The organism is Enterococcus sp. DIV0712 (assembly GCF_050554855.1).
GTDB classification, from domain to species: domain Bacteria; phylum Bacillota; class Bacilli; order Lactobacillales; family Enterococcaceae; genus Enterococcus; species Enterococcus faecalis.
On sequence record NZ_CP187333.1, the window covers coordinates 1,229,326 to 1,251,814 of the forward strand.

19 protein-coding genes are annotated in these 22,489 nt (G+C 37.4%); 17 read left to right on the plus strand and 2 right to left on the minus strand.

Annotated elements, in window-relative coordinates:
• The first annotated feature begins 37 nt into the window (after window positions 1-37).
• The 9 genes from IGL42_RS05935 (at window position 38) to IGL42_RS05975 (ending at window position 12,491) form a co-directional block, all read left to right on the plus strand.
• Complete coding sequence (locus IGL42_RS05935; protein ID WP_010710399.1) at window positions 38-1,138, plus strand: PTS fructose transporter subunit IIC; 1,101 nt, start codon at window positions 38-40, stop codon at window positions 1,136-1,138.
• Window positions 1,139-1,275: 137 nt separating this feature from the next.
• Window positions 1,276-1,965: a D-allulose 6-phosphate 3-epimerase gene (gene alsE / locus IGL42_RS05940; protein WP_002396372.1), complete on the plus strand. Its 690-nt coding sequence runs from the start codon at window positions 1,276-1,278 to the stop codon at window positions 1,963-1,965.
• 290 nt (window positions 1,966-2,255) lie between these two features.
• Complete coding sequence (locus tag IGL42_RS05945; RefSeq protein ID WP_002357646.1) at window positions 2,256-2,873, plus strand: lysozyme family protein; 618 nt, start codon at window positions 2,256-2,258, stop codon at window positions 2,871-2,873.
• Window positions 2,874-3,001: 128 nt separating this feature from the next.
• Complete coding sequence (locus tag IGL42_RS05950) at window positions 3,002-5,338, plus strand: cation-translocating P-type ATPase (protein WP_002403620.1); 2,337 nt, start codon at window positions 3,002-3,004, stop codon at window positions 5,336-5,338.
• A 316-nt stretch (window positions 5,339-5,654) separates the two neighbouring features.
• The gene (gene dnaG / locus IGL42_RS05955; RefSeq protein ID WP_002380276.1) at window positions 5,655-7,541 is read left to right on the plus strand and encodes a DNA primase; all 1,887 of its coding nucleotides are present in this window, start codon (window positions 5,655-5,657) and stop codon (window positions 7,539-7,541) included.
• Window positions 7,542-7,649: 108 nt separating this feature from the next.
• Window positions 7,650-8,756, plus strand: coding sequence for an RNA polymerase sigma factor RpoD (gene rpoD, locus IGL42_RS05960; protein ID WP_002360364.1), 1,107 nt, complete (start codon window positions 7,650-7,652; stop codon window positions 8,754-8,756).
• Window positions 8,757-8,907: 151 nt separating this feature from the next.
• Window positions 8,908-10,971, plus strand: coding sequence for a cell division site-positioning protein MapZ family protein (locus IGL42_RS05965; RefSeq protein WP_010710398.1), 2,064 nt, complete (start codon window positions 8,908-8,910; stop codon window positions 10,969-10,971).
• 73 nt (window positions 10,972-11,044) lie between these two features.
• A complete protein-coding gene (locus IGL42_RS05970) occupies window positions 11,045-11,926 on the plus strand; it encodes a CvfB family protein (protein ID WP_002361792.1) in 882 nt (293 codons plus the stop codon).
• A 115-nt stretch (window positions 11,927-12,041) separates the two neighbouring features.
• On the plus strand, window positions 12,042-12,491 hold the full coding sequence (locus IGL42_RS05975) for a Fur family transcriptional regulator (protein WP_002357640.1): 450 nt from the start codon (window positions 12,042-12,044) through the stop codon (window positions 12,489-12,491).
• Window positions 12,492-12,541: 50 nt separating this feature from the next.
• Here IGL42_RS05975 and gap read toward each other — a convergent pair whose 3' ends face one another.
• A complete protein-coding gene (gap, locus tag IGL42_RS05980; protein ID WP_002357638.1) occupies window positions 12,542-13,552 on the minus strand; it encodes a type I glyceraldehyde-3-phosphate dehydrogenase in 1,011 nt (336 codons plus the stop codon).
• Between the two features lie 287 nt (window positions 13,553-13,839).
• Here gap and obgE point away from each other — a divergent pair, with 287 nt between their 5' ends.
• The 5 genes from obgE (at window position 13,840) to IGL42_RS06005 (ending at window position 18,203) form a co-directional block, all read left to right on the plus strand.
• Window positions 13,840-15,156 carry a GTPase ObgE gene (obgE, locus tag IGL42_RS05985; protein ID WP_002384537.1) on the plus strand — a complete coding sequence of 439 codons (1,317 nt, stop codon included), beginning with the start codon at window positions 13,840-13,842 and terminating at the stop codon, window positions 15,154-15,156.
• A gap of 138 nt (window positions 15,157-15,294) precedes the next feature.
• Window positions 15,295-15,597, plus strand: a complete 303-nt coding sequence (locus IGL42_RS05990; RefSeq protein WP_002357636.1) for a hypothetical protein — start codon at window positions 15,295-15,297, stop codon at window positions 15,595-15,597.
• Window positions 15,598-15,623: 26 nt separating this feature from the next.
• Window positions 15,624-16,922 (plus strand): PTS sugar transporter subunit IIC, encoded by a 1,299-nt coding sequence (locus IGL42_RS05995; protein WP_002363934.1) that lies wholly within the window; start codon window positions 15,624-15,626, stop codon window positions 16,920-16,922.
• 218 nt (window positions 16,923-17,140) lie between these two features.
• Window positions 17,141-17,686, plus strand: a complete 546-nt coding sequence (locus IGL42_RS06000; RefSeq protein ID WP_002380280.1) for a TetR/AcrR family transcriptional regulator — start codon at window positions 17,141-17,143, stop codon at window positions 17,684-17,686.
• 142 nt (window positions 17,687-17,828) lie between these two features.
• Window positions 17,829-18,203, plus strand: coding sequence for a YxeA family protein (locus tag IGL42_RS06005; RefSeq protein ID WP_002357632.1), 375 nt, complete (start codon window positions 17,829-17,831; stop codon window positions 18,201-18,203).
• A 43-nt stretch (window positions 18,204-18,246) separates the two neighbouring features.
• Here the strand turns inward: IGL42_RS06005 and IGL42_RS06010 are convergent, their stop codons facing one another.
• On the minus strand, window positions 18,247-18,996 hold the full coding sequence (locus tag IGL42_RS06010; RefSeq protein WP_002374887.1) for a peptidylprolyl isomerase: 750 nt from the start codon (window positions 18,994-18,996) through the stop codon (window positions 18,247-18,249).
• Between the two features lie 181 nt (window positions 18,997-19,177).
• Here IGL42_RS06010 and IGL42_RS06015 point away from each other — a divergent pair, with 181 nt between their 5' ends.
• The 3 genes from IGL42_RS06015 (at window position 19,178) to xerD (ending at window position 22,452) form a co-directional block, all read left to right on the plus strand.
• Window positions 19,178-20,269 carry a DUF871 domain-containing protein gene (locus IGL42_RS06015; RefSeq protein ID WP_002360357.1) on the plus strand — a complete coding sequence of 364 codons (1,092 nt, stop codon included), beginning with the start codon at window positions 19,178-19,180 and terminating at the stop codon, window positions 20,267-20,269.
• Window positions 20,270-20,463: 194 nt separating this feature from the next.
• The gene (locus tag IGL42_RS06020; protein WP_002357629.1) at window positions 20,464-21,393 is read left to right on the plus strand and encodes an alpha/beta hydrolase; all 930 of its coding nucleotides are present in this window, start codon (window positions 20,464-20,466) and stop codon (window positions 21,391-21,393) included.
• Window positions 21,394-21,561: 168 nt separating this feature from the next.
• Window positions 21,562-22,452: a site-specific tyrosine recombinase XerD gene (gene xerD / locus IGL42_RS06025; protein WP_002360354.1), complete on the plus strand. Its 891-nt coding sequence runs from the start codon at window positions 21,562-21,564 to the stop codon at window positions 22,450-22,452.
• The last annotated feature ends 37 nt before the right edge of the window (window positions 22,453-22,489 follow it).

Genomic DNA, 22,489 nt, shown 5'->3' on the forward strand with positions numbered 1-22,489 from the left:
AAAATAAAATAAAAGAACAATGTTTAGGAGGATAAAAATGAAAAAACTAAAAGAGTTAAATCTTAAAGGTCATTTATTAACAGCAATCTCATATTTAATTCCAATTGTCTGTGGTGCTGGCTTTTTAATTGCAATTGGTATGGGGTTTGGTGGCTCAAGTCAAGGAACCTTGGTACCAGGTGAATTTTCGCTTTGGGATGCTTTAGCTACTATGGGTGGCGCTGGCTTAGGCTTACTTCCGGTTGTTATATCTACTGGCATTTCTTTTTCAATCGCCGGTAAACCTGGAATTGCTCCAGGCTTTATTATTGGTTTAACTGCGAATGCAGTTGGTGCCGGCTTTATTGGTGGTATCTTAGGTGGTTACTTGGCAGGATATCTTGTATTAGCTATTTTGAAATATGTGAAATTACCCAATTGGGCGAAAGGGTTAATACCAACATTAATTATTCCATTTTTAACATCAATTACTGGTGGATTAATCATGATATATATTATCGGGACCCCAATAACGGCATTTACTTCATTATTAACGAACTTTTTAGATAGCTTAGGTAACTCGTCATTATTAATTTTTGGTGGTGTAATTGGTTTATTAAGTGGTATAGACTATGGCGGACCCATTAACAAAACTGTTTTTGCCTTTGTTTTGACAATGCAAGCGGAAGGACTTAATGGACCAATTACAGCATTGCAATTAGTAAATACAGCAACGCCAATAGGCTTTGGATTAGCTTTCTTCTTTGCTAAATTATTTAGAAAAAATATTTATACAAAACTAGAAGTTGAAACGTTAAAGTCTGCCGTACCAATGGGCGTGATTAACATTGTTGAAGGTGTTATTCCTTTAGTTATGAATGATATTGTCCGAGGAGTCATTGCTACAGCGATTGGTGGCTTCGTGGGTGGCGCAACAACAATGATCTTAGGGGCAGATGCGACAGTTCCATTTGGCGGTGTTTTAATGATTCCAACAATGAGTAAACCGCTGGCTGGCATTATTGCAATTGTTGTAAACGCTGTGGTTACCGGTTTAGTTTTAGCTATTATTAAGAAAGATGTAACTGAGAAAGATATGGAAGCTTTAGTAGAAAAAGAAGAAGAGGAGATAAACTTGGAAGATATTCAGATTTTCTAAACAAAATGAAAAAGCGCAACAAAATTAATGCAATTTATATTGCCTGTCAGAGATGTGTCAACGTCTGAATATAACGAGTTAGAAAAATTTTCAAAAACATCAACCAAATAATCAGATAGAAAGAGTTGAAAATTAGAATGAACAAAGTTGAATTTTCTCCGTCACTAATGACGATGGATTTGGACAAGTTTAAACAACAAATCACCTTTTTGAATGATCATGTTGCTTCGTATCACATAGACATTATGGATGGTCACTATGTGCCAAACATTACATTATCTCCGTGGTTTATTGAGGAGTTAAGAAAAATTTCGAAGCTCCCAGTATCTGCCCATTTAATGGTTACGAATCCAAGCTTTTGGGTACAACAACTAGTAGATATCAAATGTGAATGGATTTGTATGCATGCAGAGGTTTTAGATGGTCTAGCATTTCGCCTAATTGACCAAATTCACAATGCTAATCTTAAAACAGGGATCGTCCTTAATCCCGAAACGCCTATTGAATCAATCTTTCCATATATTGAATTGTTGGATAAAATCACAATCATGACCGTTGATCCAGGCTTTGCTGGCCAGCGATTTATTGAAGGAACACTTGATAAAATTGTTGCTCTTCGTAATTTACGTGAAGAAAAAGGGTATCGTTATGTAATTGAAATGGACGGCTCATCGAATAGAAATTCATTTAAGCGAATTGATGCTGCAGGACCTGATATTTATATTGTTGGTAGAAGCGGATTGTTTGGATTGAATGAAGATATTGAAAAAGCTTGGAGAATGATGAGTAGAGACTATGAAGAAATGACTGGGAAAAAAATTCCATAAAACATTTGACTGTTTGTTAAAAGAATAGATAAGTTGTATAAAGTCAAGCCTAGAAAAGAATTTTGTTCATTCTTATCTGGGCTTTTTTGATGCAATAAATAAGCGCCAATAGAACAAAATTACTTGTTATTCTATTCTAGGTGAAAACGTTCAATCTTGCGAAGTTACGGTTTGTTCACAAAAAAGTTACTTTTATTAAATAAAACTAAAGAAGTAACAAAAACTTCGCTTTTTTCAGTTATTTCAAGTAACATAGAACGTATCTTAAAAGAAAAAGTTTGGATGATTCGATGCGTAGAGTAAGAAAAATAATTTATAAAATCATGCTACTTTTGTTTGTTGGTTTAGTTGCTGGTCTTGGCTATCTTGGCTATAAAATACATCAAAATGTTGAAACGGTAATGACCTTTGAAAAACAAGTAGAAGCAGAAGTCAAAAAAAATAAAATACCTGAATACAAAACATTAGCTTTAGCGATTATCTATACAGAATCTAAAGGGAAATCTGGCGATATTATGCAGAGCAGTGAAAGTGTTTATGGACAACAAGAAGTGATTGAAACACCAGAAGAAAGTATCGCACATGGCGTCAAATTTCTCGCGGAAGCGTTAGCGAAAGCAAAAGAAGCTGGCTGTGATGAGTGGACAGGCGTACAAGCATATAATTATGGACTGGATTATATTCAGTTTGTTAAAGAACGCGGCGGGAAACACACGACAGAGTTAGCAGAAGAATATTCAAGAGAAGTCCTTTCACCGTTGCTAGGGAATGACCAAAATACGAAATATCGTTATTATCGTTGGCAAGCGTTAGTTTACAATGGTGGTTACCTTTATCAAAATGGTGGCAATATGTTCTATGCGGAAATTGTCAAAATGAATCGTTGGTTTATTGAAAAGTTAAATTAAAACGAGAAAAGTCTAAAGAATTCTTTCAACTTACAGGAATTTTTTAGGCTTTTCTTGCAGTTTCATGAAAATGCAAGTAAACTAGAAGGGATGTAACTGATTAATTGAAAAGGTAGGGAAAGAGCTGGATGTTGAATAAAGTCGACCTGAAAAAAGGGTTAAGTACAGAAGAAGTTGCCAAGCAGAAAGAGTTAGGCCTTCAAAATAATTATGAGGAAAATGTAGCAAAATCTACAAAAGATATTATTTTTGATAACGTCATGACGTTATTCAACTTTTTAAACTTTGCAATCGCTGTTTGTTTACTATTTGTCGGAGCGTATTCTAATCTGGCTTTCTTAGCGATTATTATTGTGAACATGTCAATCGGGATTTTCCAAGAAATTCATGCCCGTAATTTAGTTCAAAAATTATCTATTGTGGCAAAAGAAAATGTTCATGTTGTTCGAAATGGCGTACAACAAGAAATTGATACAAAAGAACTAGTTATGGAAGATATTGTTATTATCTCTGCAGGGGAACAAGTTCCTTCTGATATGGAAGTTATTGACGGTAAAGTCGAAGCGAATGAAGCGTTGTTAACAGGTGAATCAGATTTAATTGAAAAGGAAATCGGCGATACCCTGCTTTCTGGAAGTTTCATTGTTAGCGGACAAGCCTATGCCCGTGTTATCCACGTTGGTGCCGAAAACTATGCTGTGAAAATCACCCAAGAAGCCAAAGTGCATAAACCAATTCAATCAGAGTTAGTCAATTCGATTCGTAAAGTCTCTAAATTTACAAGTTGGGTGATTATTCCTCTAGGGATTATTTTATTTGTTGAAGCTTTTTGGCTAAGAGATGCTGGCATTAAAACATCTGTTGTTGCTTCTGCAGCTGCTTTGTTAGGGATGTTACCAAAAGGATTAGTACTATTAATTAGTATTGCGCTGACAACAGGTGTCATTAAGTTAGCCAAAAAACGTATTCTAGTACAAGATATGTACTCAATTGAAACATTGGCCCATGTGGACACTTTGTGTTTAGATAAAACTGGAACGATTACAGAAGGTAAAATGAAAGTGCAAAAGGCGATTATCTTGCATGACAAATATGAAGAACTCTTCCCGCAGATTATCGGAAGCTACCTATCTGAAAGTACGGATAATAATATTACAATGCAAGCAATTCGTGATCATTATGAAGTATCCAATCGATTTGGCGCAAAAGAAGTCTTGGCTTTTTCTTCTGAACGAAAATGGGGGGCTATTGAATTTCCAGAAATTGGGACAGTTTATTTAGGGGCTCCTGAGCGTTTGGTAGACGATAGTCGGTTGCCAGAAGCTGTTTTTACAGCACAAGAGAATGGTTATCGCGTCTTGATGTTAGCCATTGCGGAACAACAACCGTTAAACGAAACCAAAATGCCTTATTTAGAGCCATTAGCAATTCTAGAAATTGACGATCCAATTCGCCAAAATGCCAAAGAAACACTGGCTTATCTAAAAGAAGAAGGAATCGACTTAAAAGTAATTTCTGGTGATAATCCGGTGACTGTTTCAAATATTGCTCGTCGTGCTGGGCTACCCGGTTATGAGTCTTATATTGATTTGTCGACCAAAACGACAGAAGCAGAAGTGCGTGAAGCGGTTCAGCAATACACAGTGTTCGGACGTGTATCGCCTCAGCAAAAACGAACCATTGTACGTGAGTTGAAAGACACAGAGCATGTGGTGGCGATGACCGGCGATGGGGTCAACGATGTTTTAGCGTTACGAGAAGCGGATTGTAGTATCGCTATGGCAGAAGGAGATGGCGCTACTCGGCAAATTTCTAATCTAGTTTTGCTAGATTCTGATTTTACAACGTTACCAGATGTCTTGTTTGAAGGACGGCGTGTGGTAAATAATGTAACTCGAGTTTCCAGCGTTTTCTTCATTAAAACGATTTATTCGTTTATTCTCTCAATCATTTGTGCCTTAACGGCCATTGCGTTCCCGTTCATTCCGATTCAAGTGACCTTGATTGATTTAGCAATTGAAGGGTATCCTGCTTTCTTCTTATCTTTCGAAGGGGACAAACGAAAAGTTGTCGGGAAGTTTTTACCAACGGCTTTGAAAAATGCGTCTGTTAATGCGCTTTTAGTTGTAGTGAATATCATTGCTGTTTATCTGATTGGACAAAATCAAGGATTTTCTTCTTTAGACACCACGACGTTAATGTATTATTTATTAGTTGGAATTAGCTGTATGGCTGTTGTTCGAGCATGTCTGCCTTTAAATCCATTACGCATTTTCTTGGTTTTCAGTACCATTATTGGTATTTATGTAGCAGCTATGTTATTCCACAACATTTTAGAAATTGGTTTCTTAACTTCGCAAACAATGGGTCTCTTCTTTATTATGATGGCCATTAATATTGTGGTGCGTGTAGCAATTGGTTTCGTACAAATGAAACGTGCTGGAAAAACAATTAAAGATTTATAAAAAACAGAGGTTGAGTTAAAAGCATTCGTCTCCAGAAATGCAGTTCTTCTTTAAATCTTGAAGGGAGTCGGAGCAAGTTTGATGTTTAATTGATTATTTTAAGAGTTAGTGTCTGGGGCAGAAGTCAGGATGACTTTTGTCCTAGATACTTTCTTTTTTTGTTGAGTTGAAACAAGATACTTGAAAAACAGAGATTATGTGATACAATAAATCATGTGTAAATGTGTCCATTGGAATTCGCACTGAAATGACAGTGCGTTTTTTAAACGGTCAATCACATGAGTTAGCACAATGCTATTCTTAGGAGGTGAGGACAATGGCACAACGCATTCCTCAGGAAGTCATTGAGGAAGTTCGTCACCGAACGAATATAGTAGATATTATTGGGCAGTATGTCCAGTTAAAAAAATCCGGTAAAAATTATATGGGTTTATGTCCGTTTCACGAAGAACGTTCCCCTTCATTTTCAGTAGCAGAAGACAAACAAATTTTTCACTGTTTTGGCTGCGGGAAAGGTGGAACTGTTTTTAATTTCTTGCAAGAAATTGAAGGCATTAGTTTTCCAGAATCCGTGAAACGTGTTGCAGATTTGGAACATTTATCTGTGGACTTTGATTGGTCAGAGCCGCGTGAAGTAGCGGATACCCCAGAAAACCAACAAAGACGGAGTTTGTTACAACTGCATAGTAAAGCCGCAGAACTTTACCATCATATTTTAGTGAATACTAAAATTGGCGAACCCGCATTAAACTATTTATTAGAGCGGGGGTTAACACAAGAACTAATTGAGACCTTTCAAATTGGATTTGCGCCGCAAAAACGTGATTTCTTAAGTCAAGTTTTTAAAAATGAACAATTGGATGAAACGCTTTTTGAGCCTTCTGGGCTGTTTGTCCAAAGAGATAACGGTACGTTTTTGGATCGTTTCTATCAACGAATCATGTTTCCAATTAATGATCCCCAAGGCAATGTCATCGCCTTTTCTGGTCGCTTGTTAAAAACAGCTGATTTTCCAGGGGATGAGATGCCTAAATACTTGAATAGTCCTGAAACAACACTTTTTAATAAGCGAGAAACGCTGTTTAACTTTGATAAAGCCAGAAAAGAAATTCGTAAAGAAAATACAGTCTTGCTTTTTGAAGGATTCATGGATGTTATCGCTGCTTGGCAATCAGGCGTAAAAAGTGGGGTGGCTTCAATGGGGACTAGTTTGACCAATGAACAAATTCGGCGTTTGGAGCGGGTCGCTAAGGAAGTAGTTATTTGTTACGATGGCGATAATGCCGGTGTTCAAGCCACAAACCGTGCGATTCAATTATTGCAAGAAAACAGTCATTTTGACTTGAGTATTGTCAGCATCCCTGAAAAGCTGGATCCTGATGAATATGTGCGGAAATATGGCGCAGAAGCTTTTCAAAATTTAGCCAATCATGGCCGAGAAACAGTTTTTAGTTTTAAAATGAATTATCATCGGTTAACTAGAAACATGAATAACGAAAAAGAACAATTGGATTATGTGAACGAATTGTTACGGGAGTTAACCAATGTTCAATCTCCCTTGGAACGTGATCGTTATTTAAACCAAATTGCTCAGGAATTTCAACTTTCTGTTCATAGTTTGGAAGAGCAATTCAATCAATTGAAGCAAGAGCAACGTTCAGTCCAACGGCAAGAAAGGCAACAATTTTATCAAGATGAAATGATGCCACCACCAATGGAAGAACCTGTTTTTGAAGAGAATCACGTCCAGAACAAGTTACCGTTAACACAAGTTCAAAAAGCAGAACGTTCCTTATTATTTCGTTTAATGAATGAACAAGGAGTACGGCAAACCGTTCAACAATTGCCAGATTTTTCGTTCGCTCATGATGAATACCAAGAATTATATTTCTTGCTAGAAAGTTATGCGACACTGCATCAAAGTTTCGACATTGCCGATTTTATTAATTTCTTGCAAGATAATCAAACCAAACAATTAGCAATTGAAATTGCGTATCAGAATTTATCGGAAGAAAGCTCTGAGCGAGAAGTTGCCGATTTATTACATGTAATTGCCTTATCAAGTATTGCAGAGGCAATTGAGCAGAAAAAGATTCAACAGCAAGAAGCAAAACGAGTGGGCAACCAACAGCTTGAAGCCGAATTAACAATGGAGATTATCCAATTGGCTCGACAGCTTAAAGCTCAACGAACATTTACTTAAGCAATATAATGAATAGAACTAAGCGTTTTGTTCATTTTATTTTGATAAGTCCCAGTGATTTATCAGTTATTTCAAGCGTGAACCGAAAAATGAAGGGGGCCTTCTTTCATGGAAAAAGAAACAAGTAAAAAATATGAAGCTGCAGTGGCAGCATTTATCAAAGAAAACAAGCCTAAAGGAACAGTGGTTTATGATGATTTAGCGAATCAATTAGCCACACCGTATACTTTGGATGCAGAAGCTATGGAAAAATTGATCCAAAAAGTTGAAGATGCTGGTATCAGCGTGGTCGATGAAAATGGAGACCCAAGTGAACATAGCTTGAAAAAAGATGAAAAGGAAGCGGAAAAGGCCCAAGCAGAAGACTTATCTGCGCCAACAGGTGTTAAAATTAATGATCCCGTGCGTATGTACCTAAAAGAAATTGGGCGCGTTCAATTATTAACTGCCGCAGAAGAAGTTGAATTGGCACTTAAAATTGAAGAAGGCGATCAAGAAGCAAAACAACGTTTAGCAGAAGCTAACTTACGTTTGGTTGTTTCAATTGCCAAACGATATGTAGGTCGTGGTATGCAATTCTTGGATTTAATTCAAGAAGGTAATATGGGCTTAATGAAAGCTGTTGAAAAATTTGACTACCGTAAAGGATTCAAATTCTCTACGTATGCTACTTGGTGGATTCGTCAAGCGATTACGCGGGCAATTGCGGACCAAGCTAGAACGATTCGAATTCCTGTTCACATGGTTGAAACAATCAATAAATTGATTCGGATTCAACGCCAACTATTGCAAGATTTAGGTAGAGAACCAACGCCAGAAGAAATTGGTGCGGAAATGGATTTACCAACAGAAAAAGTTCGTGAAATCCTAAAAATCGCACAAGAGCCAGTCTCTTTAGAAACACCAATTGGTGAAGAAGATGATTCACATTTAGGTGATTTCATTGAAGACCAAGATGCTACCAGTCCTGCTGAACATGCAGCTTACGAATTGTTAAAAGAACAACTAGAAGATGTTCTGGATACTTTAACAGACCGTGAAGAAAATGTTTTACGTTTACGTTTTGGTTTAGATGATGGTCGGACACGTACGCTAGAAGAAGTCGGAAAAGTTTTCGGTGTCACTCGCGAACGTATTCGTCAAATTGAAGCAAAAGCGTTAAGAAAACTAAGACATCCTTCTCGTTCAAAACAATTAAAAGACTTTTTAGAATAAACATACCGTTTAGCGGCTCTTTTCGTGCATGCGAGAAGAGCCGCTTTTGATTTTTAAAAAGTCTCTAAATGTCATTGCTAGTTATTGGAAGAAGGCGCAAGTTGTGGTAAATTAGAAGTAATGGAATATTAGCAGAATGTGAGGCGGAAGAATGACAAAAAAATGTCCGAAGTGCGGGAACGAATTCGATGCAGAATTAACGACCTGCCCAACATGTGGCTATTCACTAACTGACACAACAGTTGATAAAGAAGAAGCGGAAACGACTTCAACAAATATAGATTTTGAAACACAGGAAAATGAACAACACGAAGATCAATTAAATGAGAATATTGAATGGTCTGAGTTAAAAGATATGAGCTTAGGCCATGTGATGGAACTGTTTGGCGAATCACCAGAAGAAGAAAGTAATGATGACAAAAAAGAGGAGTCAACAGAAGATAACTTAATAGTCTCTGATTCAGAGGATGTTTCTGGTCTAGAAACATCGCTTCAAGAAGGGGCTAGTGAGGAGACTCATGATTCGGTGGAGGAGTCGACACCAGCGACAGAAGAGACGCCTACTCATTCAACAGAAGAAAAACTAGCAACGGACGAAGCAGTTAATTTAGAAGAAACAACGGAAGAAACAACTACTGTTGAAGCAGAAACAGCTGAGGTATCTGAGACGGTGAAGTCAGAAGAGGAAGCTTTAACAGAGATTTCAGGAACTGAAGTTATCTCTACCACTTCTGAAGAAGAAATTTTTTCACAACCACCGATAGAAGATCAAGATGTAACACCAAACGAAACTTTGCAAGCTTATATTCAAGCGCATCGAGCAGATACAGAAATGTCTGAAAATCCATCAGAAGAAACAGCAGAGACCCAAGAGTTAGAAAACAGCGGTGAGGCAGTATTAACCCAAGCCGAAACACCAACTGAATCCATTTCAGATTCTGAAGAAGGGTTAACAAGTGCAGCGTCGCTAGAAGCACCGAGTGAAGCTGATGCAACCGAGGAAAAAGTTTCAAATTCAGGTGTGATACCACCGATGAATGAAACTGGGAATACTCAACCAGCGCCTGCTCCGAAGAAACCATCAAAAAAAGTAGTTTTCGTTGCGCTTGCGGTTGTTTTATTAGCTGGAGGTAGTGCTTGGGCGTATCATGATCAAACGCAAAAAGCTGCCGCACAAGAGGCGGCGGCACTAACCAAGAAAACAGATACGCTGAAAGATGAACTAGCAGCCTTTTATACCACGAAGGAGCAAGTTTTTATTAAACCAGATATGGTGACTGTTAGTCCAGAAAAACTCTCAAAACAAGTCGCGGAAATTAAAGATTCAGAAGAGTATTCTCAATTAAATAAACAAATTCAAACATTGAAAGAGAAGCAACAAACCATTCAACAAATCAACCAATTATTTGAGGCGCCGATTGTCAATGGCAATGAGTTGAAACCGGCGATTCTAGCTGCTGATCAACCAATTTCCGTAAAGAAATTAACAGGAAATGATCCATTTGACCAATTGATGAACCAAGCAATCGATCAAGCGAACCAACAATACAACCAATTACAAAAAGCTAAAAAAGCGGTTGAGGTCATTTATAAAGATGGAAAAACTACCAATCAGCTGAATCGAGACACGTATCAAGCTGCTAAGGCAGAAGTAGATAAAGTAACAAGTGATAAGCTGAAAAAAGAACTGGTCAAACAAGTCACGACAGCTGACCAAGCGTTAACCAAGGTTGAAGAAGAACAGAAAAGAATTGCAGAAGAACAAGCTGCCGCAGAGCAAGCAAAACAAGCAGAAGAACAAGCGAAACAAGCTGCTGCCGCGAAAAAAGAGAACGCTAAGAAGGAAGAAACAGCGAAAACAGAAGCGAATGGCTACACGGCGCCGAACAGTGACGGGGTTTACACTAGTCCGCTTTATGCGCCAGATGCTGCCGATATCGCTGATAGTAGCAATCCAGCGTGGACATGGGCACCAGGTGTGAAAGAAAAAGTCTTAGACACAGTGATTGCTCGTGGCTATGTGGTTCCTGGCGGATATTCTTTAGAACCTGCCAAAATTGTGAATGGCGAAGGTTACTACAATCTTTATGCAACAAACAATCAATCAAAATTATTAGAAGGCACTACAGAGAAAAATGTTCACATGTATTTAGTTACAATCAATGCTAAAACAGGTTGGTTCAAAGGGAACGCTTCTCGTAATGCAGGGCAATAAAAGAAAATAGAAACAATCGAACAAAAGCGGAAATCTTTTGTTCGATTGATTTTCCTTGAGGAGTTAATGATAAATGAGAGAATTACTAGCAACAACATTTACCGGCATTGTGGTCGATGAAAATGAACAATTTTATTTTGTTCAAAAAAATGGCATCACATTCCGTTTAAAAAAAGAAGAAGGTACGCATGCTATAGGGGAGGCTGTAGAAGGGTTTGGTTATTTAAATCAAAAACAAGAGCCAGCACTGACAACTACAATTCCTACTGTGCGCATTGGTAGCTATGGCTTTGGTACTGTCACAGGAACGAGACGTGATTTAGGTGTCTTTGTAGACGTTGGCTTACCAGATAAAGATGTCGTTATTTCGTTGGATGAATTACCAACCATGCGGGAACTTTGGCCTAAAAAAGAAGACCGAGTAATGGTTACTTTAAAAGTGGACAGTAAAGACCGCATTTGGGGCGAATTAGCAGATGAAAAAGTCTTTAAAGCAATGGCAAAACGTGGGAATGCTGAAATGCAAAACCAAAACTTAACCGGGCATGTGTATCGTCTGAAACTTGCAGGAACGTATATTTTAACTGATGATTTATACATTGGATTTATCCATCCTTCTGAACGATTCCAGGAACCACGTTTAGGTGAAAAAGTAGTGGGACGTGTGATTGGCGTGCGGCCGGACGGCGTATTGAATCTTTCGTTAAAACCAAGAAGTCATGAAGTAATCAGCGATGATGCGTTAATGATTCTAACTTTCTTAGAAAGAGCAAACGATCACCAAATTCCTTTCACCGATAAATCAAGCCCTGATGAAATTAAACAAACCTTTGGCATTAGTAAAGCTCAATTTAAACGCGCCTTAGGCCATTTAATGAAACAAAAATTAATTAAACAAGAAGATGGTAAAACAATTCTAATTGGCTCGTTGGAACAATCAAAAGAAAAAAATTAAGGTAGCTAATTGAGAATATCTTGCAAATTACAGTTATTTCTTTTATAATTATTTTAATTTGATTGATAAATTAAGTTTCTTAATTTGTAATCATTCTAAACAAGGAGCTGTAATAATGGATTCGACTGCTGCTTTAAAAAAGACAAAAAAACAATTACATGAATCAGGCTTTAAATTAACACCACAACGGGAAGCAACCGTACTTGTATTATTGGAAAATGAAAAAGATCATTTATCAGCAGAAGAAATTTACTTCTTGGTAAAACAAAAAAGTCCGGAAATTGGTCTAGCAACAGTCTATCGAACGCTAGAAATTTTAACAGACTTAAAAGTCGTTGATAAAGTGAGCTTTAACGATGGTTTAGCTCGCTATGATTTAAGAAAAGAAGGCGCCAAACACTTTCACCACCATTTGTTATGCTTAGAATGTGGCACAATTGAGGAAGTGGAAGAAGACTTGCTTGGTGAAGTAGAGCAAATTGTTGAAAGTCGGTATCATTTTTTAGTCAAAGATCATCGCTTAACTTTTCATGGTATTTGTCAAAGTTGTCAAAGTAAACATTAAAAAAACTGCCTTGCATTAATTTATGCAAGGCAGTTTTTTATTCATTGGAATTATAAATTAGCGAATTTTTCCAATAAGCGAATCATTTGGCAAGTAAAACCATATTCATTGTCATACCAAGCCACAGTTTTCACTAATTGGAAATCGCCAGCTGTCGTTACTTCTGTTTGCGTTGGGTCAAAAATCGAACCTTCTGTCGTGCCGATTATGTCTCCAGAAACAATTTCACGATCATCATAACCGAAAGAAGGGTTATCAATGGTGTGTTTTTTCATTGCTTCATTTACTTGATCAGCTGTTACTTTTGTTTTTAAAATGCTAACTAATTCTGTTAAGGATCCATCCACAACGGGAACACGTTGGGCATGGCCTTGTAATTTTCCATTAAGTTCTGGAATAACTAAGCCAATTGCTTTAGCAGCACCAGTTGAATGGGGAATAGTATTGTCTGCAGCAGAGCGTGCCGCACGAAGATTTCCGCCACGAACAGGGCCATCTAATAGCATTTGTGTTGATGTGTAGGCATGGACAGTTGTCATGGTACCAACTTCAATACCGAATTCATTATTTAAGAAGTAAGCCATCGGTGCTAGACAGTTTGTCGTACATGAACCGGCAGAAATGATTTTATCGTTGGCATCAAGTGTATCATCATTGACGTTATAAACGATTGTTTTCATTGCGCCTGCAGGAGCAGAGATAACCACACGTTTCACACCTGCATCTAAATGAGCTTGTGCTTTTTCTTCAGAGGTATAAAAACCTGTACATTCAAGCACAATGTCTACTCCGTTTTCTTTAACCCAAGGGATTTTACTTGCATCTGGTTCTGCGTAGACACGGGTTTCTTCGCCGTCAACAACAATGCCATTTTCAGTGGCTGTCACGGTGCCAGGATAGGTGCCATGCGTAGAGTCAAATTGTAATAAGTGAGCCAACATTGTTGGGCTAGTCAAATCATTGATAGCCACAACTTCAATATCATCAGAAACTTCTTTTATTCGGCGAAAGGCTAAACGACCAATTCTTCCAAAACCGTTAATTCCTACTTTGACTGTCATAACAAAAATTCCTCCTTTAGATGTTTGTGTTTCTTTGGACCCTTGCTGAAAAAGTGATTTTCTTCAACTATCTATAGTATGAACCTCTAAAATTTTTTTGTCAAAAGACTGATAGCGAAGCGACAAAAAGAAAGCGAAAGATTCATGAGAAATTTTGCTTTTTCCAACGATAACTAACTAGAATTGCTAGACAAACGGTTGTTTTCCCGATACAATAATAAAGACTTTCGAATCACGCTTTTTGAGGTGATTAAAGATAGTAGAAGTAGAATAGGAGGACAAATTATATGTCCATGTTTTTAGATCAAGTGACGATTGATGTCAAAGCTGGTAAAGGCGGCGACGGAATGGTTGCTTTCCGTAGAGAAAAATATGTACCAGACGGGGGTCCCGCTGGTGGTGATGGCGGTCGCGGTGGCGACGTTGTTTTAGTTGTTGAAGAAGGATTACGCACATTAATGGATTTCCGGTTTAATCGTCATTTTAAGGCGACACCTGGAGAAAATGGTATGAGTAAAGGAATGCACGGTCGTGGTTCAGAAGATTTACTTGTCAAAGTTCCACCAGGTACAACAGTTCGTGATGCAGAAACTGGAGCCTTAATTGGGGATTTAATTGAGAATGGTCAGACCTTAGTAGTAGCAAAAGGCGGACGCGGTGGTCGCGGGAATATTCGCTTTGCTTCCCCGAGAAACCCTGCACCAGAAATTGCCGAAAACGGCGAACCAGGCCAAGAACGTAAAATCGAATTAGAATTAAAAGTTTTAGCAGATGTTGGCTTAGTTGGGTTTCCTTCTGTAGGGAAATCAACGTTACTCTCTGTTATCTCGTCCGCTCGTCCGAAAATTGGTGCCTATCATTTTACGACGTTAGTTCCAAACTTAGGGATGGTGACTACTAGTGACGGTCGAAGCTTCGCTGCAGCAGATTTGCCAGGCTTAATTGAAGGAGCTTCTCAAGGTGTCGGCTTAGGAACACAGTTCTTACGCCACATTGAACGGACGCGTGTTATTTTACATGTCATTGATATGAGTGGCATGGAAGGACGCGATCCTTATGAAGATTACTTGGCAATCAATAAAGAATTGGCTTCACACAATTTACGTTTGATGGAGCGACCTCAAATTATTGTTGCCAATAAAATGGACATGCCTGAAGCAGAAGAGAATTTAGCGAAATTTAAAGAGCAACTTGCGAAGGAACGCACAGATGAGTATGCTGATGAGCTACCTATTTTCCCAATCTCTGGGGTTACTCGTAAAGGTATTGAACCTTTATTAAATGCAACAGCTGACTTGTTGGAAGTAACGCCTGAATTCCCATTATATGAAGATGAAGTGGTAGAGGAAGAAACCGTTCGTTATGGCTTCCAACCAGAAGGTCCAGAATTTACGATTGATCGTGAACCAGATGCTTCATGGGTTTTATCTGGTGAAAAATTAGAAAAATTATTTGAAATGACGAATTTCGATCATGATGAAACAGTAATGCGTTTTGCACGTCAATTACGTGGTATGGGTGTCGATGAGGCATTACGAGCACGTGGCGCGAAAGACGGCGACATTGTTCGGATTGGTAATTTTGAATTTGAATTTGTCGAATAAGCATAAAACCAGTTCACTCAGTGAACTGGTTTTTTATTTTAAAATTAGTATTAAATTAGCGAATAGATTGAAATAATATTTTTAATAGCTTATAATTTTAAATGTAACAAAATAACAAACGAAAGGAGCGAAATTGAAATGGAAAACAATCAAGCAATGGTTCCTAAGTTTTCAGTTAAAAGTGCCGGTTTTCTTTTTAGTATGGGGCTCTTATGTGGTGTCCTGTTGCCGAGTGTTTTATTATGGACTTTCAATCTGCCGTTTAATATTGGTGCCATGATTTTTTTGCCTGTTGGGATTGCTTTTGCGTTAGCGTATAGTCATTATTTTATTGAAACGAAAACAGGTTTTTGTAAGCGTTTTATTTGGTTGTTTTTAATTTCTCTTATTTTATTAGAGCTTATCTCTTATTTATGGCTGATTAAAGGAGTTATTTTTTAAGAGAAAAACAGAGGAGAGTGTTATTTATGTTAGATAAACTGACTGTTTGGATTGAAAATCATCTAGCTGGACCAATGGCTAAAATTGCCAATCAGCGCCATTTACGTGCGGTGCGGGATGGGATTATTGCGACATTACCTTTAATTATTGTCGGTTCTTTTTTTCTAATTATTGCGTTTCCGCCGTTACCAGAATCTTGGGGCATTACTCAATTTTTAACAAGTAATGCTGCTACAATTTTATTGCCTTACCGAATGACAATGTACATTATGGCGTTATATGCGACTTTTGGCATTGGCGCTAGTTTAGCGAAATCATATAATCTTGATCAAGTCTCTGGAGGGATTTTGGCTACGATTGCTTTTTTATTAACATTAGTACCTGTGGCGATTCCTGAAGAAGCCAGTAAAGCAGCTGGCGTTTCTGGGTTTGTTTTACCAATGGCTAATTTGGGTGGTGCAGGGATGTTTGTCGGGATTGTGACGTCAATTATTGCTGTCGAAATCTATCGAGTAACAGATAAGTCTAAGTTCAAAATTACAATGCCTGATAACGTTCCACCTGCTGTTGCTCGTTCATTTGAATCGTTGACTCCGACGTTAATTGTCATGTTATTGATTGGTTCAATCACTTATTATTTAGGCTTTGATTGGCACACATTTGTAGGGAACTTAGTAGGACCACTAGTTCAAGCAGCGGACTCTTTATTGAGTGTCTTGCTGTTGGTCTTTTTAACCACATTTTTCTGGTTCTTTGGGATTCACGGCGCTTCAATCGTAGGATCGTTGGCGCGTCCTCTATGGCTACAACTATTAGAGGAAAACACGACTGCTAAAGCAGCTGGCGAAGCATTACCTCGGATTGCGGCAGAACCTTTTTACCAATGGTTTATTTGGATTGGTGGTGCTGGAGCCACAATTGGTTTAGCTATATTATTAGCCTTTCGGGCAAAATCAGAATATGGTTCAAAACTAGGAAAAGCTATTTTAGCACCGTCTATTTTTAATATTAATGAACCAGTTATTTTCGGTGTACCGATTGTCTTAAATCCGATTTTAATGATTCCTTTTATCTTTGCACCAATGGTTTTAGCAACGATTGCTTGGTTTGCCACAAAATTAGGTTTAGTAAGTGAAGTTGTCTTTACCGCTCCTTGGACCTTACCAGGACCAATTGGCGCCTTTATGGCGACAGGCGGCGATTGGCGTGCTGCTGTTTTGAATATTGTTTTAATTCTAGTGGCCATTTTGATTTACTATCCGTTCTTTGTAGCTTATGATAAAAATGAGCTTGCCAAAGAACAAGGCAAACAAATAGAAGAATAAAGAGTGCAGCCGTTTAGTGTCCAGAACAAAAGGTGATGACCTTTTGTTCTGGACCTATTTGTTTATAAGCGTTAAAAATTCTCAATTTTTTTGAAATGTATAGAAAATTTTGAGAAAAGAAACGCATAAAAAAGTGTAAAATATTATATATATAATGAAAATGGTTTTCTTTTGTGTGAACATAATAAAGTTATTGTTAACTAAAAGAGAAAAGGGGTATGAAAATGGTTAGAACGAAGGTATATACAAAGGAAAAAATCTTAAACGTAGCTGAAAAAATTTTAGTAGATAAAGGTTTTTCTAATTTAACTGCTAGAAATATTGCAGATACTATGGGGATTTCTACGCAGCCAATTTATTTAGAATTTGTCAACATGGACGATTTAAAGCGAACCTTAATTAAATCGTTATTTCATCGTATGCAATTATTTTATAAAGCAGATGTCGGTGCCTCAGACCCAGTGATTGCATTGGGTCTGAACTTTATATTATTTGCCCAAAAACATCAAAAAATCTATACGGCGTTATTTATGAAAGCACATGGTTATGAAGAAGAATTGCAGCAAATGCTTCAAGCTTTTTTTGAAGAGCGTTTATTATTGGATAAAAAATATGTACAAATGGACAAAGGAAAATTTGTCGAATTATTTCCTAAAATGGTGGTAATCTATTTAGGTTTAGCCACAGCGGTTACAATGAAAACAATTGACTTAACTAAGAATCAAGAAATTCAATTATTAAGTCAATTATTGATAGAAGAGTAGTGTTTTGTTATTTATTCAAAATAACAAAAATACGACATAAGTCTGAGGAAAAACTGGTCGTTGCGCCCGAGGAAGGATTGTTTAAAACTTGCTATACTTTGGAAGAAGTAACAGAGAATAATTACTCGGGAGGATTTATGTGATGAAATTTATTAAATTTTTAGTGGTGACAGCAATTGTTATTGGTGGTGGTTTATTTGGGGCCAAGTTTTACGCAGAGAAGAACTCTGGCGAATTAGCTGGTGTGTTAGATCAATTAAATCCATTGGTTAAAGAAGGAAATGTGTATGTTAAAACAAAGAAAGCCGATAGCGTTAATGGCTATGGAATTGCTAGTTATACGCAAGTAGCCGCAGATGAGGAAGGCAAAACACGAGAAATAACTTTTACAGCGGACCATGAATTAAAAACAGATCATTATCTAAAAGTCTCAAATAAAGGGGCCCACATCAATACGTATGAAGAGGTCAATCAAGACCAAGTACCAGAAAAGGCATTACAAGCAATTCAAAAATAACAAAAAGTCAGAACGTATCTTCAGCGTACGTTCTGACTTTTTGTTATTTTTTTGCTTCTTGAAGAATATTGATTTTTTCAATTTTAACATCAGTTTTTGGTTTATCGTTGGCACCAACTTCGACTTTGGCAATTTTATCGACAATATCCATTCCTTTGGTTACTTGACCGAAAACAGTATGTTTTTTATCAAGAGAAGGATAGCCGCCTTTTTTGTAAGCATCAATGATTGCTTTTGGATAATCATCATATAAAAGACCATCAGATTGATCATCTGTATTTTGGACAATAAAGAACTGACTGCCGTTAGTATTAGGTCCTGCATTCGCCATTGATAATGCGCCACGAATGTTATATAACTGGTTTGAAAATTCATCTTCAAATGGTTTATTCCAGATGCTGTTTCCGCCAGTTCCATCACCGCTAGGATCGCCACCTTGGATCATAAAGTTATTGATGACGCGGTGGAAAGTCAAGCCATCATAATAGCCATCTTTGGCATGTTTCATAAAGTTCTCGACAGTTTTTGGAGCCTGTTTAGGAAATAGTTTGATTTCAATATTTCCCATTGAAGTAACCATTTGGACTAAGTCTTGATCTTCGGCAACTTTGTCATCTAGTTGTGGTAAATCTAGTGAATTTAAGTCGACCGAATCCTTTGTTTTGCTTTCACTGGATTTAGCGACAGAATCACTCGTTGCGGTCGTGCCTTTATTATTGGTTGTGTTACAGCCTGCTAAAAGCAAGGTGAATGCTGCAACTGAAGCAACAGCAAGCATTTTCTTATGTTTCATCTGTTTTCCTCTTCCTTTCACACTGACAATTAGGTTCTTTTTTATCATAACAAAAGAGAAGATAACAAACCAGTGGAATTTTTATAAGATTTCCTATAGGAAAGGTGTAGACCACTTTTGTTTTTTTTGTTACAATGTAAGCAGATACATTATTATGTTTTACAATTTAGGAGGCAATCACATGGGAAAATTAGGTATTTCAATTTATCCAGAACGTTCAACATTTGAAAAGGACAAAGCATATTTGGATTTGGCTCATAAATACGGCTTTAAGCGTGTCTTTACTAGTTTATTGCAAATCAATGATGATCGGGAAAAGGTATTAGCAGAGTTTAAAAAAGTCGTAGATTACGCCAACCAATTAGGTATGGAAGTGATGGTCGATATTAATCCTGCATTGTTCGAACAATTAGGCATCTCTTATGATGATTTATCATTTTTCCATGATATGGGCGCTTACGGTATTCGTTTAGATCTTGGTTTTACTGGGCAAGAAGAGGCGAATATGACAAGAAACCCTTATGGCATTAAAATCGAAATTAATATGAGTTCAGGGACAAGTTATGTAGATAATATTATGGCCTACTCACCAAACACAGAAAATTTACTAGGCTCACATAATTTCTATCCACATCGTTATACAGGCTTAGGCTATGAGCATTTTGTTTATTGTTCAGAAAAATTTAGAAAATATAATTTAAATACGATGGCATTTGTGAACTCACACGATGCTACATTTGGGCCATGGCCGACACAAGATGGGTTATGTTCTTTGGAAGACCACCGCGATTTAGAAATTGCAACGCAAGTTAAGCATTTAGTTTTAACAGGATTAATCGATGATATTTCTGTCGGAAATGCTTATGCCTCAGAAGCAGAATTAGCAGCAATGGCAGAAGCCTTTCATGCACCGTATCCTTCGATCAAAGTGGATACAGAACCAGAAATCACAGAAGATGAAAGAATTGCATTGTTCGATAACTTACACAGTTATCGTGGAGATCGTTCTGATTACGTTTTGCGTTCAACAATGACACGTGTTTACTATAAAGATCGTCCTTTCCCAGCTCATACAACGAGAGATATTGTTCGAGGCGATGTCTTGATTGACAACGTTGGCTATGGACAATACAAAGGGGAAACACAAATTGCTTTAAAAGAAATGAAAAATGATGGCCGTGTAAATGTGGTTGGTCGTATTTCTGATGACGAACGTTTCTTATTAGAATTTTTGAAACCATGGTCAAGTTTTAAACTTATTGAAAATAAATAATTTTTAGTTTCCTATAAATAGATAAGTGGAGCATAGCGCAAGAGGTAATATTTTTGTGCTATGCTTTTTTTGTCGCAACAAAATTGTCTCATTGTAGTGGTAAAGAAAGATGGCTGAATCTTTGAATGGTAGTTGTCAAAAAAAGGGCGACAACTTATAATGAATCATACAGTTTAAATAAAAGGAGTACGTAGATGAATCGATGGTTAAAAATTTTGATTGCGCTTATTGTAGTAATTGCAATTGGTTTAATTGCGGCAGGCTTATATTTTTATAATTATGCAGTAGTTCCAGGAAAGAAAGACTTTATAAATGAGAATACCCCAGGGTCAAAAGTGGTCCAGACACCTGAAGGCGCGTGGTTTAAAGATGACAAAAATCGACAAGAATGGTCAATTACTTCGGAAGATGGGCTACGTCTAAAGGCCATTTATTTACCAGCCGACAAAAAAAGTAATCGTACCGTTATTATGGCGCATGGTTATATGGGTTCGGCAGAAACGATGTCTGTCTTTGCGAAAATGTATCATGATTGGGGATACAATGTGTTAGCGCCAGATGCGCGTGGTCACGGGAAAAGTCAAGGAGATTATATTGGGTTCGGCTGGCCCGATCGTAAAGATTATGTCCAATGGATTGAGAAAGTTTTAACCGAAAATGGTCAGCAAGAACAAATCACTTTATACGGTGTCAGTATGGGTGCTGCTACAGTCATGATGACGAGCGGGGAAAAATTACCAGATAACGTGAAAGCCATTGTGGAAGATTGTGGCTATTCTACAGTCAATCAGGAGTTGCAATATCAATTGAAAGAGCTTTTCAATTTACCAAGTTTCCCATTAGTTAATGTTACTAGCGGGATTACGAAACTTAGAGCTGGCTATTTCTTTGGGGAAGCAAGTGCTGTTAAGCAATTGCAAAAGAATCATTTACCAATGCTCTTTATTCATGGTGAAAATGATACGTTTGTGCCGTTTAGTATGTTAGACGAAGTTTATAATGCAACCCAAGGACCTAAAGAGAAATATGTCGTGCCTGGAGCAGAGCATGCGAAAGCTTATAATAAAAACCCAGAAAAATATAAGGAAACAGTAGCTGCTTTTCTAGATAAATATATAAAATAACAAATTTATTCTTTACTAATAGTAGCAACAACAAAAGACTTGTTCTTAAGTTAACGACTTAGTGAACAAGTCTTTTGTTGTCAGTTGATTTTTTTTAATAAGTTGGAATTTACCCATGCAATCTAGGGCATAATCTGATAGGATAGTACTAGAAATGAGGGAAGGATAATGGAAGAACAATTAGTCGATTATTTACACTATTTACAAATAGAGCGGGGCTTATCAAATAACACACGACGGAGTTACGAACGAGATTTAAAAAAATACGTAGCCTTTTTACAAGAACAAGGCCTGCATTCTTGGGACGAAGTTGACCGTTACATGATTACAGAATTTTTGCAATCCCTTCACGAAGAACAGCAAGCTTCAGCAAGTGTGATTCGGATGATTTCTAGTTTGAGAGGATTTCATCAATTTTTACGTCAAGAACGCTTAAGCGAACATAATCCGATGCAACATATTGACTCCCCCAAGAAAGTTCAAAAATTGCCAAGTACATTATCTGTTGACGAAGTGACTCGATTAATTGAAACGCCTGATACAAGTAAACCACTAGGTATGCGGAATCGTGCTATTTTAGAAGTGATGTATGCAACGGGCCTGCGAGTTAGTGAACTAATTGAAATAAAATTAGGGGATCTGCATTTATCCATTGGTTTATTGCAAACAATCGGAAAAGGGGACAAAGAACGAATTATCCCTTTAGGCGATTATGCGATTCAATGGATTGAGCGCTATATGAACGAAGCCAGACCTCAATTGATTAAAAATCATCCGAATGAAACACACCTGTTCGTTAATCATCATGGTGAACCGTTATCTAGACAGGGCATTTGGAAAAATTTAAAACAGATTGTTCGAGAAGCCCAGATAGAGAAAAATATTACCCCGCATACATTACGGCATAGTTTTGCGACACATTTGTTGGAAAATGGCGCAGACCTTAGAATCGTGCAAGAATTATTAGGACATGCAGATATCTCCACGACACAAATTTATACACATATTACCAAACAACGAATGGCAGATGTTTATAAGGAACATTTTCCTCGGGCTTAATTTGCGAGAATGCCCACAAACGAATAAATTTATGGTA